The following is a 13,161-nucleotide window of genomic DNA, read 5'->3' as shown; positions in this document are numbered from 1 at the left end:
CCTGAGACCGGTCACCTGACAGCGCCCCCCGGAACGACACCGGCCCGCCCCCGGAGGGAGCGGGCCGTCTTCGGACCAGCCAGGGGGAAGAGCCCCGCGCCTATTCCGCGGCGCTCAGCTCGCCATTGGCGATCTGCTCGGCCTCGATGGATTCGAACAGCGCCTTGAAGTTGCCCTCGCCGAAGCCGTCATCGCCCTTGCGCTCGATGAACTCGAAGAAGATCGGCCCGATCACCGTCTTGGAGAAGATCTGCAGCAGGATCCGCGTCTCGCCGCCGTCGACCACGCCCTCGCCGTCGATCAGGATGCCGTGCTTCTTCATGCGCTCGATCGGCTCCTCGTGGCCCTGCACGCGCTCGCGGCTGAGCTCGTAATAGGCGTCCGGGGGGCCGGGCATGAACTTCAGCCCGTTGGCGGCGATGGCGTCGGTGGCGTCGTAGATGTCGCGGGCGCCCACCGCGATGTGCTGGATGCCCTCGCCGTTGTACTTCTCGAGATAGGCTACGATCTGGCCCTTCTCGCCCCGGTCCTCGTTGATCGGGATGCGGATCTTGCCGCAGGGCGAGGTCAGGGCGCGGCTGAACAGGCCGGAATACTTGCCCTCGATGTCGAAGAACCGGATTTCCTTGAACTTGAACAGGTCGCCGTAGAACCGGAACCAGGTGTCCATGTTGCCCTTGAAGACGTTGTGGGTCAGGTGGTCGAGATACCAGAAGCCCACGCCCTCGGGCTTGGATTGCGCGATCCAGTCGAACTCCTCGTTGTAGGGCGAGGTGTCGTAGTAATTCTCGATGAAGTAGATCAGCGAGCCGCCGATGCCGCGGATTGCCGGCACGTCCATGGTGCGGTCCTCGGCATCATAGGGCTCGGCGCCCAGCTCCACGGCGCGGCGATAGGCGTGCTGGGCGTCCACCACGCGCCAGGCCATCGACGGCGCGCAGGGCCCGTGCTCCTCCACGAAGCGGGCGGCAAAGCTGCCGGGCTCGGCGTTCAAGACATAGGTGATGTCGCCCTGCTGCCAGAGCTCCACCGCCTTGCGCTTGTGGGTCGCGACGTGCTGGTAGCCCATCTTGGCGAACAGGTCGCGCAATTGCTGCGGCTCGGGATGGGCGAATTCCACGAACTCGAAGCCGTCGGTGCCGGCGGGGTTCTCGTCGGTGATGCGGGCGCGCGGTGCGTCGTGCGGGAACGGTCCCATGATGTCCTCCTCGGCATGTCTGTCTTGCCCTGAATGTATCGCGCGGCCCGTGCGGTTTCCGCGCGTTCTGCACCGTTCAGGCGCATCGACATGCGGACCTGCCGCGCCTAAGATCAGAACCATGCAAACGCCCCGCACCCTGCTCGACGAGACCGACCGCCGCCTGCTGGCCGCCCTGCAGAAGGACGCGCACCTGACCGCGCAGGAGCTGGCCGGCCTCCTGAATCTCTCGGCCAGCCAGATCGGCCGGCGGCGCCAGCGGCTGGAAGCCGAGGGCTATGTCCGGGGCTACACCGCCCGGCTCGACCCGGCGCGGCTGGGCCTGGCGGTGCAGGCCTTCGTGCAGGTCAGCCTCGCCACCCACGGCCCCGACCAGGGACCGAGCTTCGTGCGGCTGCTCTCCACCCGGGCGGAGATCACCAGCGCCTGGACGATGACCGGCGAGGCCGATTACCTGCTCCGGGTCTACTGCCCCGACCTCGCCGCGCTGAACCGGCTGGTGCACGAGGTGCTGCTGGCGCATCCGGCGGTCTCCCGGGTGCAGAGCCAGATCGTCATGGACCAGCCCAAGGCGGATGCCCCCTTTCCGATCTGATCGTCGGCGCCCCGGGTCTGCGACCGTCGCAGCGGTTGCCTTCGCCTTCGGGTGCCGCATGATGAGGCGACCCCTCGGCAAGGACTTCGCTCTTGGAAAGCTTTCTCTATCAGGCCTCCATCCTGCTGCTCGCCGCGGTGATCGCGGTGCCGATCGCCGCCCGGCTCGGGCTCGGCTCGGTGCTGGGCTATCTCGCGGCGGGGCTGGTCATCGGGCCGGGGCTCGGCCTCATCACCGCGACCGACGACCTGCAGCACTTCGCCGAGTTCGGGGTGGTGATGATGCTGTTCCTGATCGGGCTGGAGCTCGAGCCGCGCACGCTCTGGGACATGCGCCAGAAGCTGGTCGGGCTGGGCGGGCTGCAGGTCGTGGTGACCACGCTCGCGATGATGACCGGCGCCGTCGCCGTGGGGTTCGCGCCGGGCCCGGCGCTGGCCATCGGGATGATCCTGGCGCTCTCGTCCACCGCGATCGTGCTGCAGACCCTGTCGGAGAAGAACCTGATCCAGACCGCCGGCGGCCGCTCGGCCTTCTCGGTGCTGCTGACCCAGGACATCGCGGTGATCCCGATGCTGGTGGCGCTGCCGCTGCTCACCACCCGCGACGCGGCGCATCTGGGGCCCGACGGCGCCATCCAGCGCGACGGGGCCGAGGCCGGGTCGCATCACGGCATGTCGCTGGTCGAGGGGCTGCCGGGCTGGGGCGCGGCGCTGGTCACCCTGGCGGCGATCGCCGCGATCATCCTGGCCGGCATGTTCCTGACCGGGCCGCTCTTCCGCTTCATCCATTCGGCGCGGCTGCGCGAGATGTTCACCGCGGTGGCGCTGCTGATCGTGCTCGGCATCGCCTTCCTGATGATCCTCGTCGGCCTGTCGCCGGCGCTGGGCACCTTCCTCGCCGGCGTGGTGCTGGCCAACAGCGAGTTCCGCCACGAGCTGGAATCCGACATCGAGCCGTTCAAGGGCCTGCTGCTCGGGCTGTTCTTCATCACCGTGGGGGCCGGCATCGACCTGCCGACCTTCTTCGCCGCGCCGGGCCAGCTGCTGGGCCTGGCGGCGGGTGTGATGCTGGTCAAGGGCGTCATCCTCTACGCGCTGGCGCGGCTCTTCGGACTCGGAGGGCGCGACAAGTGGCTGTTCACGCTCGGCCTCGCGCAGGCCGGAGAATTCGGCTTCGTGCTGATCTCCTTCTCGCTCCAGCAGGCGGTGTTGCCGGCGGGGGTGGCCGAACAACTGCTGATGATCGTGGCGCTGTCGATGCTGCTGACGCCGCTCTTCTTCATCGCCTACGAGGCGCTGTCGCGGCGCATGGCCGAGGACAGCGCGGCGCCGGAGCCGGACGCCATCGACAGCCACGCCCCGGTGATCATCGCGGGGATCGGGCGCTTCGGGCAGATCGTCAACCGGCTGGTGCAGAGCTGCGGCTTCAAGACGGTGGTGCTCGACCACGACATGGAGACGATCCAGGTCATGCGGCGCTTCGGCTACAAGGGCTATTTCGGCGACCCGACGCGGCCCGAGCTGCTGCAGGCGGCCGGGCTCGACACGGCGCGGGTGCTGGTGGTGGCGCTCGACGATGCCAAGGCAGCCAGCGAGGTCGTGGCCTATGCCCGACGGCACCGCGGGCCGGACCTGCACATCGTCGCGCGCGCCCGCAACCGCAGCCATGTCTACGAACTTTACCGCGCCGGCGCCAACGACATCGTGCGCGAGCTCTTCGACAGCTCGATCCGCGCCGGGCGCTACGTTCTGGAGAATGTCGGCCTGACCGAGTTCGAGGCGGCGGAGGCGCAGAAGACCTTCTACCACCACGACCGCCACACCGTGCGCGAACTCGCCAAGCTCTGGGACCCGGCGGTGCCCGCGACCGAGAACGCGGCCTACATGGCGCGGGCGCAGGAGCTCGAGAAGGAGCTCGAGACCGCGCTCTACTCGGCGCTGGAGCAGAAGACCGACGCCGCCTGAGGCCTGGCCCCCGCATCGCCCCGCCGCGGCGGGCATGAAAAAGGCCGCACCCGAAGGTGCGGCCGCTGGAATGCCTGTCCCGGAGTTCTGTGCGGCTCAGGCCGCGCGGGAGACGAGAACCTCGTCCACCTGCTTGGCGGCGGAAACCTCGTCGCCGCCGGTCACCGCGGCGACCTCGCGGGTCAGCCGCTCGAGCGCCGCCTCGTAGAGCTGACGCTCGGAATAGCTCTGCTCGCGCTGGTCGTCGGCGCGGTGCAGATCGCGCACCACCTCGGCGATGGCGATCAGGTCGCCGGAATTGATCTTCTGTTCGTATTCCTGGGCCCGGCGCGACCACATGGCCCGCTTCACCTTGGCCTTGCCCTTCAGGGTCTTCATCGCCTGGCTCACCACGTCCGGCGAGCTGAGCGAGCGCATCCCGACCTCGGAGGCCTTGTGGGTCGGCACCCGCAGCGTCATCTTGTCCTTCTCGAACGAGATAACGAACAGTTCCAGCTTGATGCCGGCGATCTCCTGCTCTTCGATCGACATGATCTGACCGACCCCATGGGCGGGGTAGACCACGTAGTCGTTGGGGCTGAACTCGGACGTCTTGGACTTGGTCATACAGGCTTCCTCGGCAGTTCGGTCCCGTTAGCGCAGCGACACGAAAGGCGAGCGGAAACCGCGTTTCCGTTCACCTCAAATTCGGTCCAGAATGAACGGGTCAGGAACACACCGTTCCGGACCCCGGCCTGCGCATAGGGCGTACTCATTGATGAAACAAATCTAACATAAATCGCGCTTCCCTGCCAGAGCAGCCAAGGCCCCCCTGGAGATCGCGTGATTTCAAGGCCTTGCGAGGCGTCCTGCAGCTGCAAGGCGGGTTCCTGCCGAATCGCTCAGCCGCCTTCGCCGGGCGCTTCGGAGAAGTACTTGTCGAGCTTGCCCGTCTCGCCGTCGCGCTCTTCGGCCTCAGGCAGCGGGTCCTTCTTGGTGACGATCACCGGCCAGGCCTCGGAATACTTCCGGTTGAACTCGACCCACTTCTCCATGTCCGGCTCGGTGTCGGGGCGGATCGCGTCGGCCGGGCATTCCGGCTCGCAGACGCCGCAATCGATGCATTCGTCGGGGTGGATCACCAGCATGTTCTCGCCCTCGTAAAAGCAGTCCACCGGGCAGACCTCGACGCAGTCGGTGTATTTGCAGGCGATGCAATTGTCGGTGACGATGTAGGTCATGGGTCCGGCCGTCCTGAAGGCGATTTCGGGCCGACAGCTAGAGCAAGCCGCCGGATCATTCAAGCGCCGTGCCGCGGCTTTGATCGAGCTGCCGGCGGTCGCGCTTGGTGGGCCGGCCGCCCTGATCGTAGCGCGGCACCGCGGGCTGCGGTTCGCGCGGTTCCGGCGGCGCCAGGTCTTCGTAGAGCGTGCGGGCCTCGGGTGCCGGGCCGCGCCGGTCGCCCAGGGCCAAGACCCGCACCACCCGCACCTCGCGGGCCTGCGGAAAGGTCAGCACGTCGCCCGCGCCCACCGCCAGGGCAGGCTTGGCGATGCGCTGCCCGTTCAGCCGCACTTGGCCGCCCGAGATCACCCGGGCGGCCAGCGTGCGCGTCTTGAAGAACCGGGCCTGCCACAGCCATTTGTCGAGGCGCAGTTTCTCCGGGCGCGGCGCCTCGGCCATTCAGGACTTGTCCTTCAGTCCCATCAACGCGGCGGCGAAGGGATTGTCGGGGTCGATGCGGTCCTTCTTCTGCGGCTTGGATTCGAAGTTCTTGGGGCCGCGCGGGCCGGCCTCGCCGGGCTTGCGCCCGCCCTTGCCGCCCTTGGGCCCCTTGCCGCGGGCGCCCTGCCCGCCGCCGCCCCGGCCGGCCCGCTCGCCGCGGGGCCCGCCCCGGGCGCCGCCGCGGGGCGCGCGGTTCCCGACCCAGGTGAAGGTGTAGTAGGTCTCGATCTCCGGCGCCGCGACATCGGCATCGGGCGGCGTGCCGACCGGGATCTCGTCGTTCGGGTCGACCGGCACCGGACGGCCCGGGGGCGTGTCGCGGGGCTCCTCGGCGATCGGCGCCAGATCGGCGTCCGGGATGTTCTCGATCTCGGCCTCGAGCGGCGAGTCGGGCTCGACGCTGGGCTGTTCGGTGATCGCGCCCGGCGCCGCTTCCTTGCCGGCATCGAAGACCGGCTGATCCGGCGCGTCGGGGCCGGCATCGGCCACCGAGGCGTCGTCCGGCACGGGCCCGGCCGCCGGATCGGTCTCGGGGATCGCGTCGGCCTGGCCCGCCTCGGCCTCGGCGCCCGCGGCGTCGGGATGCGGCGTCACGTCGGCATGCACGATACCCTCGTCGGTCGGGATGGTCTGGTCGACCGCCCGCACCTTTTCGCGCTCGGCCTTCTCGGCGCGGTAGCCGAGCCCCTCCATCAGGTCGGCGAACTGTTCCAGCGTCAGGCCGGTGATCGACAGCATGTCGGCCTTGGCCTCGAAGCCGCCGCGGCTGTCCTCGCCGCGCAGCAGGTCGGCGAGCCGCTCCAGCATGTCGATGCGGATCGCCCGCGCGCCGGCCTTGCGGTAGCCCATCACGGTGTAATGCTCGGGCTTCAGGCCCGGCTGTTCGGGCACTGTGACGAGCCCCGGCGGCGGCGCCTCGGGGAAGGTCTCGAGGCCCTGCGCCAGCGACCACAGCACCAGCCGCAGCCGCGTCGGCGCGGGCTTCAGGAGGGCCGGCATGAAGATGGTGAACTGGCCGAAGCGGATGCCGTGCTTGCGCAGCGCGCCGCGCGCCTCCTGGTCGAGCCCGCGCACCTCCTCGGCGATCTGGGCGCGCGGCAGGATGCCCAACGCCTCAACCATGCGGAAGCCGAAGCCCTTGGCCAGGCCCGACAGCGCCTCGTCCTTCTGGATGCCCAGCAGCGGCTCGAACAGCGCCGCGATGCGGCGGTCGACGAAATGCTGCAGCCGGCGCTCGACCTTCTGGGCGACGTCCGGACCCGCCTCGTCGTCGACGAAGGTGACGATCCGGGGGCGCAGCGCGTCGTCGCCGGCGGCCAGCTTGCCGACCGCCTGGTCGCCCCACATCAGCCCGCCCTGTTCGGTGAAGTCGATCTCGGTGTCGGGAGCGTTGTAGAAGCGGTCGGCGCGCAGGTGGAAATGCGGCGTCAGCGCCTGCACCGCGGCGCTGCGCAGGGTCTTCGCCTCCTGCGCGGTCGCATCCTTGTCCTGACGGAACCGGAATCCTTCGAGACGTCCGACGAATTCGCCTTCGACCGTCACTTCGCCCTTGTCGTTCACTTCGGCCAAGAGGGCCTCCTTTTGCTTCAACCGCCGGAGGAGAACACTCGTCCGCCGGTCAACAAATCGTTGCGTCAAACGCGCATGGAGCGCATCGGACAGGCTGTCTTCTACCGTGCGGGTGCGGTCGCGCCAATGCTCTTCGTCACCCACCCAGCCTCGGCGTTGTGCCACGTATGTCCAGGTCCGAATGTAGGCCAGCCGTTTGGACAGGGTGTCGATGTCGCCGTCGGTCCGGTCGATGCGGTGGACCTGGCGGGCGACGAAGTCGTCGGGGACCGCTCCGCGTTCGTGCAGATGTCCGAAGATAACCTTCAGCAGCCCGGCATGTTCCGCATGGCTGATGCCACGGAAATCGGGCACCCGGCAGACGTCCCAGAGCAGCTGCACGGAGCGCGGATCGGAAGCCCGCGCCGCCACCTCGGCCTCCCCGGCCAGCGCCTTCAAGGCCGCCAGGTCGTCGGCCTCGCGCGCCTTGGTGAGCATCTGGTGGCTGGGCTGCGCCTCGAGCGAGGCGATCAGCCGCGCAACGCTGCCGAAGGACAGGTCGGCATTGCGCCAGTTCAGCTTGCGGATCGGCGTGAAGCGGTGCTCGACGATGGCCTCGGCCACCTCCTCGTCCAGCGGCCGTGCCTCGCCGGTGACGCCGAAGGTGCCGTTCGCCATGCCGCGCCCGGCCCGCCCGGCGATCTGCGCCAGCTCGTTCGGCGCGAGCGGCCGCATCCGCCGGCCGTCGAACTTGGTCAGCGACGAGAACGCCACGTGGTCGATGTCGAGGTTGAGCCCCATGCCGATGGCGTCGGTGGCCACCAGGTAGTCGACCTCGCCGTTCTGGTAGAGCTCGACCTGGGCGTTGCGGGTGCGCGGGCTCAGCGCCCCCATCACCACCGCCGCGCCGCCCTTCTGGCGCCGGATCAGCTCCGCGATGGCATAGACGTTCTCCACCGAGAAGCCGACGATGGCGCTGCGCGGCTTCATCCGGCTGATCTTCTTCGGGCCGGTATAGCTCAGCTCGCTCATGCGCTCGCGGCGCATGAACTCGACCCCCGGCACCAGCGCGCCGATCACCCCGCGCATGGTGTCGGAGCCGAGAAACAGCGTCTCCTTCAGCCCGCGCATCCTGAGCAGCCGGTCGGTGAAGACGTGGCCGCGCTCGGGATCGGCGCAAAGCTGGATTTCGTCGATGGCGGCGAAGTCGCAGCCCATGCCTTCCGGCATCGCCTCGACGGTGCAGACCCAGTAGGCGGCGCGCGGCGGCACGATGCGCTCTTCGCCGGTGACCAGCGCCACCACCGAGGGACCGCGCGCCTTGACGATGCGGTCGTAGACCTCGCGCGCCAGAAGCCGCAGCGGCAGGCCGATGATGCCGCTGCGATAGCCCAGCATCCGTTCGATGGCGTAATGGGTCTTGCCGGTATTGGTCGGGCCGAGAACGGCCGCGATCCGTGCGCGCTCGGGCATCGATCGCCTTTCCTGTCGCGAGGGGTCAGATCCGGGAGCCGCGGGCTTCGCGGCGCAGCCGCTCCATCGCCTCGGCCAGATCGTCGTCATGGGGGCGGATCTCGGCGGCGCGGGCATAGGCGAGATAGGCCAGCCGCGGCTCGTCGAGCTGGTCGTAGATCGCGCCGACCCCGCGCAGGGCGCCGAAATGCGCCGGGTTGAGCGCCAGGGTGCGCTCCAGCGCGGCCATCGCCGGGCCGAACATCTCGGCGCCGAAATAGGCCTGGGCGAGGGCGTGCCAGCCCTCGGCGAAATCCGGGGCGTGATCGGTCAGCGCGGTCAGGTGCTCGATCGCGGTGCCGGCATCCTGGACCTCCAGCGCGTCTTGGCCGCGCTTCAGCAGCAGGTCCATCGCCGCCGAGCCGCTCTTCGACCATTCCAGCCGCAGCGCCCGCTCCGCCTTGCCGGCCGCCACCGAATCCGCGGCCCCGGCAAGCTCCTCGAGCAGGGCGGCGGCGCGCTCCGATCCGACCTCGGCGCGCGCCGCTGCGGGCCCGGCCAGCAGGGCGAGCGCGGCCAGTGCCGCAACGGTAGATTTGATATTCGGAATGCGCGTGCCCATTGTGTCCCGAGTTTAGCGTGGCGGGCGCGGAATGCCAGTCACCAGCCTTTGAGGAAAGGACCCTCCATCATGAGCGCAGTAGTGGCCGAGGCGGTGAAGACGATCAACGACAAGGTGGATGCCTCGGATTACGACGGCACCGCCCGGTTCGAGATCGAAGACGAGGGCAGCTTCCTGCTCGATTCGAACGGCGCGCGCGAAGGCGACGGCGCGGCCGACGTGACCCTGAAGGCCGATGCCGACACGTTCCGGGAAATCCTCAACGGCAGCCTCGATCCGACCTCGGCCTTCATGTCGGGCCGGCTGTCGATCGACGGCGACATGGGCCAGGCGATGAAGCTCGCCTCCGTGCTGAGCTGATGGCCAAGGCGGCGCCGTTCCTCGAGGACCTGTCCGAGGGCCCCGAGGGCACCCGCGCCCTGTGGGTGCGGGCCATCGACGGCGTCCGCCTGCGCGTCGCGCATTATCCCGGTCCGGCCCGCGCCAAGGGCAGCGTGCTGCTGTTTCCCGGCCGGACCGAATATGTCGAGAAATACGGCCGCACCGCCGCCGATCTGGCGGCGCGCGGCTATCACACGATGGCGATCGACTGGCGCGGCCAGGGGCTCGCCGACCGGCTGCTGCAGGATGCCCGCACCGGCCATGTCGAATCGTTTCGCGACTATCAGCGGGACGTGGCCGCGCTGCTGGGCGCGGCGCGGGCCGAGGGGCTGCCGGAGCCGTTTCACCTGCTGGCCCATTCCATGGGCGGCGCCATCGGGCTGCGCGCCGCGATCGAGGGGCTGGAGGTGGTCTCGGCTTCCTTCACCGGACCGATGTGGGGCATCCGCATGTCGGCCACGTTGCGGCCCGCGGCCTGGGCGCTGGCGTGGTCCGGCGCGCGCTTCGGGCTGGGCCATGTCTATGCCCCCGGCACCCGGCCGGAATCCTACGTCGTCTCGGAGGCCTTCGAGAACAACGTGCTGACCCCGGACACCGAGATGTTCGACTACATGCGGCGCCAGGTGGTGGCCGACCCGCGGCTGCAGCTTGGCGGCCCGTCGCTGCGCTGGCTGCACGAGGCGCTGGCCGAATGCCGCACCCTCGACCGCCTGCCCTCGCCCGATCTTCCGGCGCTGACCTTCGTCGGCAGCAACGAGCGCATCGTCGACGTCGCGCGGATCCGCGCCCGCATGGCGCGCTGGCCGCGCGGCCGGCTCGAATCCGTGCCGGGGGGCGAACACGAGGTGCTCATGGACCGCCCCGAGATCCGCTGCCAGGTGCTCGACGGGCTCTGCGCCCTGTTCGACCGCGCCGGGCGCGACCTGGCCGAGCCGGTGGCCTGACGCCCGGGCCTCTGGCGCGGGCGCGCGGGCGCGCTACCTCGCCGCCATGGCCGACCCCGTGCTCACCTTCACCGAACGCGGCATCTATTGTCCGGCGGGGGATTTCTTCATCGATCCCTGGCGCCCGGTGGCGCGCGCGCTGATCACCCACGGCCATGCCGACCATGCCCGGGAGGGCCATGGCCGCTACCTCTGCACCGACGCCGCCGCCCCGGTCATGCGCCACCGCCTGGGCGAGATCGCGCTGGAGACCATCCGCTACGGCGAAACCCGCCGCATCGGCGATGCCGAGGTGTCGTTTCACCCGGCCGGCCACATCCCCGGCTCGGCGCAGATCCGCGTCGCGGTGCGCGGCGAGGTCTGGGCCGTCTCGGGCGATTACAAGGTCACGCCCGACGGGTTCTGCGAGGCCTTCGAGCCGGTGCGCTGCCACGCCTTCGTCAGCGAATGCACCTTCGGGCTGCCGGTCTTCAAGTGGCGCCCGCAAACCGAGGTGGCGGCCGAGATCAACGCCTGGTGGTCCGGCAATGCCGCCGCTGGCCGGACCTCGATCCTTGGCGCCTACAGCCTCGGCAAGGCGCAGCGCCTGCTCGCCCTCGTCGATCCCGGGATCGGGCCGATCCTCACCCACGGCGCCGTGGAGGCCACCAACCGGGTGCTGCGCGGCCAGGGCTACGCGCTGCCCGAGACTCGCCACGTGACGCCGGAGATGCGCGGCCGCGACCATCCCGGCGCGCTGGTCATCGCGCCGCCCTCGGCGCTTGGCACGCCCTGGGCGCGGCGCTTCGGTCCGGCCTCGACCGGCTTTGCCAGCGGCTGGATGCGGATGCGCGGGGTGCGCCGCCGCCGCGCCGCCGATCGCGGCTTCGTGCTCTCCGACCACGCCGATTGGGACGAACTGCACCAGGCGATCCGCGAAACCGGCGCGGAAAAGATATTTGTCACTCATGGTTACACCGACATCTTCGCGCGATGGCTGAACCATGCGGGCTGGGACGCGGCGGTCGTGCCGACTGAGTTCGGCAGCGGCGAGGACGATGACGGCGCGGTGACGGAGGCCGCATGAAGGACTTCGCCCGGCTCTTCACCGCGCTCGACCAGACCACGAAAACAACCGTCAAGACAAAAGCCTTGGCGGAATTCTTCACGCAGGCCTCGAACCGCGACAAGCTCTGGACCGTGGCGCTGTTCTCCGGCCGCCGGCCGAAGCGCGCGGTGACCACGACGCAGCTGCGCGAATGGGCGGCGGAGCGCGCCGGCCTGCCGCTCTGGCTGATCGAGGAAAGCCATCCGGTGGTCGGCGATCTGGCCGAAACCATCGCGCTGATCCTGCCGCCCGCCGCCGAGGAGACCGACCTGCCGCTGGCGCACTGGATCGACGACCTGCGCGGGCTCGCCCGGCTGGATCTCGACGCCCGCAAGGCGCGCATCCTCGCCGCCTGGGACCGGCTCGACGCCACCGAGCGCTTCCTGTTCAACAAGCTTCTGACCGGCGGCTGGCGGATCGGCGTCAGCCGCAAGCTGATGACCCGGGCGCTGGCCCAGGCCACCGGTCAGGACGAGCCGGTCCTGGCGCACAAGCTGATGGGGGCCTGGACCCCGGACGACGTCACCTGGGAAAGCCTGATCGAGGCCGAAGACAGCGCCGCCGACGCCTCGCGCCCCTACCCGTTCTACCTTGCCTACCAGCTCGAGGATCCGCCCGAAACTCTGGGTGACCCAGAGGATTGGCAGGCGGAGTGGAAGTGGGACGGGATCCGCGGCCAGCTCGTGGTGCGCGGCGCCGAGCACCATGTCTGGTCGCGCGGCGAGGAATTGATGACCGACCGGTTCCCGGAATTCGCCCGCGCCGCCGATTTCCTGCCCGACGGCACCGTGATCGACGGCGAGATCGTCGCCTGGGACGGCGCCGCGCCGATGTCCTTCAACACGCTGCAGGCCCGGATCGGCCGCAAGACGGTGCCCAAGGCGCTGCTCCGCGACGCGCCGGTGGCGATGCTGGCCTACGACCTGCTGGAGCAGGACGGCGGCGACCTGCGCGACCGGCCGCTGGCCGAACGGCGCACCCGGCTGGAGGCGCTGCTGCAAGACCTGCCCCAGGGGGCGCCACTGCACCCGTCGCCGGCGCTCGCCTTCGGCACCTGGGAGGCGCTCGCCGCGGAGCGCGCCACGGCCCGCGACCGGCGCGCCGAGGGGGTGATGCTGAAGCGGCGCGACAGCCCCTACCTGTCCGGCCGCAAGAAGGGCGATTGGTGGAAGTGGAAGCTCGATCCGCTGGTCGTGGACGCGGTGCTGATCTACGCCCAGCAAGGCGCCGGACGGCGCGCCAACCTGTTCACCGATTTCACCTTTGCGGTCTGGGACGGCGAAGCGCTGGTGCCCTTCACCAAGGCCTATTCCGGGCTCACCGATGCCGAGTTCAACCGCATCACCGCCTGGGTGCGGCGCAACACGCTGCAGCGCTTCGGCCCGGTCCGGCAGGTCAAGCCGCAGCACGTCTTCGAGATCGCCTTCGAGGGCATCCAGAAGAGCCCGCGGCACAAATCCGGCGTGGCGCTGCGCTTCCCCCGCATGGCGCGCTGGCGCGAGGACAAGCCCAAGGAGGAGGCCAACACGCTGGCCGACCTGCACCAGCTGCTCGCCGCCTATGGCTGAGCGCGGCGCCCCGTCGCGCCGCGCAGGACGCCGCCCCGGCACCGGTCCGGCGCCGGCCTGACACGCGCCCGCGCCCGGCGCGCCCTTGAACATCGCGG

Annotated in this window: 12 protein-coding genes; 6 read left to right on the top strand and 6 right to left on the bottom strand. The window is 69.9% G+C overall.

The genetic code is table 11. The annotated features are described in order from the left end of the window. Positions 1-100 precede the first annotated feature (100 nt). Positions 101-1,198 (bottom strand): 4-hydroxyphenylpyruvate dioxygenase, encoded by a 1,098-nt coding sequence (gene hppD / locus ACXYMW_RS05245; RefSeq protein WP_459034245.1) that lies wholly within the window; start codon positions 1,196-1,198, stop codon positions 101-103. Positions 1,199-1,337: 139 nt separating this feature from the next. Between hppD and ACXYMW_RS05240 the strand changes: the two genes are divergently transcribed. Together ACXYMW_RS05240 and ACXYMW_RS05235 are read left to right on the top strand one after the other, a co-directional pair. Beyond that, positions 1,338-1,793 carry an Lrp/AsnC family transcriptional regulator gene (locus ACXYMW_RS05240; RefSeq protein ID WP_459034295.1) on the top strand — a complete coding sequence of 152 codons (456 nt, stop codon included), beginning with the start codon at positions 1,338-1,340 and terminating at the stop codon, positions 1,791-1,793. Positions 1,794-1,885: 92 nt separating this feature from the next. Further along, positions 1,886-3,757, top strand: a complete 1,872-nt coding sequence (locus ACXYMW_RS05235) for a monovalent cation:proton antiporter-2 (CPA2) family protein (protein WP_459034244.1) — start codon at positions 1,886-1,888, stop codon at positions 3,755-3,757. Between the two features lie 96 nt (positions 3,758-3,853). Here ACXYMW_RS05235 and ACXYMW_RS05230 read toward each other — a convergent pair whose 3' ends face one another. The 5 genes from ACXYMW_RS05230 to ACXYMW_RS05210 all read right to left on the bottom strand — a co-directional run bounded on the left by ACXYMW_RS05230 (position 3,854) and on the right by ACXYMW_RS05210 (position 9,083). After that, positions 3,854-4,363 (bottom strand): CarD family transcriptional regulator, encoded by a 510-nt coding sequence (locus ACXYMW_RS05230; protein ID WP_459034243.1) that lies wholly within the window; start codon positions 4,361-4,363, stop codon positions 3,854-3,856. A 275-nt stretch (positions 4,364-4,638) separates the two neighbouring features. Beyond that, positions 4,639-4,977, bottom strand: a complete 339-nt coding sequence (gene fdxA, locus ACXYMW_RS05225; protein ID WP_459034242.1) for a ferredoxin FdxA — start codon at positions 4,975-4,977, stop codon at positions 4,639-4,641. A 55-nt stretch (positions 4,978-5,032) separates the two neighbouring features. Further along, entirely contained in the window at positions 5,033-5,419 is a 387-nt protein-coding gene (locus tag ACXYMW_RS05220; protein WP_459034241.1) for an RNA-binding S4 domain-containing protein, read from the bottom strand. After that, positions 5,420-8,482 (bottom strand): helicase-related protein, encoded by a 3,063-nt coding sequence (locus ACXYMW_RS05215; protein WP_459034240.1) that lies wholly within the window; start codon positions 8,480-8,482, stop codon positions 5,420-5,422. Between the two features lie 25 nt (positions 8,483-8,507). Further along, on the bottom strand, positions 8,508-9,083 hold the full coding sequence (locus ACXYMW_RS05210) for a hypothetical protein (protein ID WP_459034239.1): 576 nt from the start codon (positions 9,081-9,083) through the stop codon (positions 8,508-8,510). Positions 9,084-9,152: 69 nt separating this feature from the next. On the opposite strand from ACXYMW_RS05210, the gene ACXYMW_RS05205 reads away from it, so the two are divergent. From ACXYMW_RS05205 to ACXYMW_RS05190, 4 genes are read left to right on the top strand one after another with little or no spacing between them, the layout of a single operon-like run. Then, positions 9,153-9,443, top strand: coding sequence for an SCP2 sterol-binding domain-containing protein (locus ACXYMW_RS05205; protein WP_459034238.1), 291 nt, complete (start codon positions 9,153-9,155; stop codon positions 9,441-9,443). After that, positions 9,443-10,408, top strand: coding sequence for an alpha/beta fold hydrolase (locus ACXYMW_RS05200; RefSeq protein WP_459034237.1), 966 nt, complete (start codon positions 9,443-9,445; stop codon positions 10,406-10,408). Before ACXYMW_RS05205 ends, ACXYMW_RS05200 begins: the two co-directional genes overlap by 1 nt. A gap of 46 nt (positions 10,409-10,454) precedes the next feature. After that, the gene (locus ACXYMW_RS05195; RefSeq protein WP_459034236.1) at positions 10,455-11,474 is read left to right on the top strand and encodes a ligase-associated DNA damage response exonuclease; all 1,020 of its coding nucleotides are present in this window, start codon (positions 10,455-10,457) and stop codon (positions 11,472-11,474) included. After that, complete coding sequence (locus tag ACXYMW_RS05190) at positions 11,471-13,063, top strand: ATP-dependent DNA ligase (protein WP_459034235.1); 1,593 nt, start codon at positions 11,471-11,473, stop codon at positions 13,061-13,063. The genes ACXYMW_RS05195 and ACXYMW_RS05190 overlap by 4 nt, the downstream gene beginning before the upstream one ends. Positions 13,064-13,161: the final 98 nt, after the last annotated feature.

The sequence above is a fragment of the Roseivivax sp. CAU 1761 genome, assembly GCF_054482755.1.
Note: the sequence above shows the minus strand (reverse complement) of the source record. Positions and strands in the feature narration are given on the sequence as shown.

What these genes read in the sequence shown, in the direction of transcription:
- hppD (WP_459034245.1), bottom strand. Translation starts at nt 1,198, where the DNA reads ATGGGACCGTTCCCGCACGACGCACCGCGCGCCCGCATCACCGACGAG.
- ACXYMW_RS05230 (WP_459034243.1), bottom strand. Translation starts at nt 4,363, where the DNA reads ATGACCAAGTCCAAGACGTCCGAGTTCAGCCCCAACGACTACGTGGTC.
- fdxA (WP_459034242.1), bottom strand. Translation starts at nt 4,977, where the DNA reads ATGACCTACATCGTCACCGACAATTGCATCGCCTGCAAATACACCGAC.
- ACXYMW_RS05220 (WP_459034241.1), bottom strand. Translation starts at nt 5,419, where the DNA reads ATGGCCGAGGCGCCGCGCCCGGAGAAACTGCGCCTCGACAAATGGCTG.
- ACXYMW_RS05215 (WP_459034240.1), bottom strand. Translation starts at nt 8,482, where the DNA reads ATGCCCGAGCGCGCACGGATCGCGGCCGTTCTCGGCCCGACCAATACC.
- ACXYMW_RS05210 (WP_459034239.1), bottom strand. Translation starts at nt 9,083, where the DNA reads ATGGGCACGCGCATTCCGAATATCAAATCTACCGTTGCGGCACTGGCC.
- ACXYMW_RS05205 (WP_459034238.1), top strand. Translation starts at nt 9,153, where the DNA reads ATGAGCGCAGTAGTGGCCGAGGCGGTGAAGACGATCAACGACAAGGTG.
- ACXYMW_RS05200 (WP_459034237.1), top strand. Translation starts at nt 9,443, where the DNA reads ATGGCCAAGGCGGCGCCGTTCCTCGAGGACCTGTCCGAGGGCCCCGAG.
- ACXYMW_RS05195 (WP_459034236.1), top strand. Translation starts at nt 10,455, where the DNA reads ATGGCCGACCCCGTGCTCACCTTCACCGAACGCGGCATCTATTGTCCG.
- ACXYMW_RS05190 (WP_459034235.1), top strand. Translation starts at nt 11,471, where the DNA reads ATGAAGGACTTCGCCCGGCTCTTCACCGCGCTCGACCAGACCACGAAA.